The 2,180-nt window shown below is 75.0% G+C and carries 2 protein-coding genes and 1 pseudogene; 2 read left to right on the forward strand and 1 reads right to left on the reverse strand.

Annotated elements, in window-relative coordinates; translation table 11 throughout:
• Both HW445_RS33810 and paaE read left to right on the forward strand, forming a co-directional pair.
• A pseudogene (locus HW445_RS33810) lies at nucleotides 1-108 on the forward strand (phenylacetate-CoA oxygenase subunit PaaJ); the annotation flags it as partial.
• Nucleotides 108-1,226, forward strand: coding sequence for a 1,2-phenylacetyl-CoA epoxidase subunit PaaE (gene paaE / locus HW445_RS27975; protein WP_180223650.1), 1,119 nt, complete (start codon nucleotides 108-110; stop codon nucleotides 1,224-1,226). The pseudogene HW445_RS33810 and the gene paaE, both read left to right, overlap by 1 nt.
• A 52-nt stretch (nucleotides 1,227-1,278) precedes the next feature.
• Here the strand turns inward: paaE and HW445_RS27980 are convergent, their stop codons facing one another.
• On the reverse strand, nucleotides 1,279-1,983 hold the full coding sequence (locus HW445_RS27980) for a DUF2470 domain-containing protein (protein WP_180223651.1): 705 nt from the start codon (nucleotides 1,981-1,983) through the stop codon (nucleotides 1,279-1,281).
• Nucleotides 1,984-2,180 lie beyond the last annotated feature (197 nt).

Raw genomic sequence — 2,180 nt, forward strand, 5'->3', positions numbered from 1 at the left:
GGCTCGGCGGACACCGAGGAGAGCTCCCGGTTCGGCGCCACGTCCTGCAAGGCGCTGTGGCGCTGCCTCGCCTGCCGCGAGCCGTTCGAGTACCTCAAGGAGATCTGATGGCAGACCTGATGGCCCCGGTCGGCGCGGCCCCCGCCCCCGGGCGGCGCGTACGGCGGCGCCCGGCCTTCCACTCCCTGCGGGTGGCCGCCGTGGACCGGCTCTGCGAGGACGCGGCCGCGGTGAGCTTCGACGTCCCCGACGAGCTGGCCGAGGAGTTCGCCTTCGCTCCCGGCCAGTCGCTCACCCTCCGCCGCCAGGTGGACGGACGCGACGAGCGGCGCTCCTACTCGATCTGCTCCCCGGTGGGCGCGGCGCCCCGGATCGGGGTGCGGACGGTGCCCGGCGGGCTCTTCTCCTCCTGGCTGGTCGAGGAGGTCCGGCCCGGTGACGTCGTCGAGGTCATGGCCCCCACCGGCCAGTTCACGCCGGACCTGACCACGCCCGGCCACCACGTCCTGGTCGCGGCCGGCTCCGGCATCACCCCGATGCTGTCCATCGCGGAGTCCGTCCTCGCCGCCGACGACCGCTCCCGGGTCACCCTGTTCTACGGCAACCGCCGGACCGGCTCGGTGATGTTCGCCGACGAGCTGGCCGACCTGAAGGACCTCCACCCCGACCGCTTCCAGCTCGCCCACGTGCTCTCCCGTGAGCCCCGCGAGGCGGAACTGCTGACCGGACGGCTGGACGCCGACCGGCTGGCGGCGCTCGTCGACGGCCTGGTCGACGTGTCCGCGGCCGACCACTGGTGGCTGTGCGGCCCGCACGGCATGGTCCGTGACGCCCAGCGGGTGCTGGCCGGTCTCGGCGTGCCCGGCGACCGGATCCACCAGGAGCTGTTCTTCGCCGGCGACGAGCCGGCGCCCCCGGTCCGCCGGGAGGAGGCGCGCCCCGACGGGCCGGTCAGTCAGGTCACGGTCGTCCTGGACGGCCGCACCACCACCTCCCCGCTGTCCCGCGCGGAGACCCTGCTCGACGCGGCGTCGCGGGTGCGTCCCGACCTGCCCTTCGCCTGCAAGGGCGGAGTCTGCGGCACCTGCCGTGCGCTGTGCTCGGACGGCGAGGCGGACATGCGGCGCAACTACGCGCTCGAGACCGCGGAGATCGAGGCCGGATACGTGCTGACCTGTCAGACCTACCCCGTCTCCGAGGCGCTGACGGTCGACTTCGACAGCTGAGGAGCGGCCCGGCCCGGCCCGGGCCCGCGGGCGGGAGCGGCGGTCGGTGCGGTCAGGCGGTCGTGCCGGAGTGGGAGGCGCGGCGGCCCGCTGCCAGCAGGGCGTGCATCTGGAGCCCGACCTGGTCCGCGTGACCGACCGGGGTGGGGAACGGCAGCCGCACGTCGCGCCGGTCGGCCGCGTACTCCAGGCGCAGGGTGATGCCGTAACGGTCCATCAGCACCGGCAGCGCGCGCACCAGGCCGCGCCTGGCCTCCGGCTCGACGAGGCGCAGCAGCAGGGCGACCAGGTCGGAGTGGGCGGCGACGAGGTGGCCCAGCAGGGACGCCTCACGGGTGGCCAGGGGGTCGGGCTCGGCCGCCTCCAGCTGACTCCACGGGACGTAGGCGCGGGCCCCGGCGCTCTCGTGGACGGCCTGGTCGAGCCGCATGCAGGTGCTCGCGGCGGAGTCCGGGTCGAAGGGGTCCGCCATCAGGCCGGTGAGCGTCACCCGGGCGCGCAGCCGGTCGCGCACGGGCGTGGGGGCGATGTCGGTCAGCTCCACGCGGACCGGGACGCGGGGCGCGCGGTCCCCGTCGCCGAACTCCGCGGTGGGCGCGTGGAGGTGGATGCGGCGCATGGCCGCGGTTCCGTCGAGACTGTGGACGTCGTGGCGCCGGCCGTCGACCACCACGGTCATGGAGTGGGCGGCCGTGATGACCGACCGCGTCCGCTCGGCGGGCGTCGGCCGTGTGGCGTGGGCAGTGCGCAGGCGCATGGGGGCTCCAGGACGTCGCGGAACACAACTCTGACTTAGGTATGCCTAACCTAACTCATCGAGGTGTGCCCCGGGGCGGCGACCGGCCGTTTCGTGACGATGGAACTCAGGTGAGGCCGCGGGCGCGGGCGCGCACGGCACTGACGGCATCGGTGCCGCCCGGTCGGGGGCGGTCGCCGCGCCGGTGGGCGTGCGTC

Origin of the sequence: Streptomyces sp. UH6 (assembly GCF_013421635.1) — a bacterium.
In the GTDB taxonomy this organism is placed as follows: Bacteria; Actinomycetota; Actinomycetes; order Streptomycetales; family Streptomycetaceae; genus Streptomyces; species Streptomyces abyssomicinicus.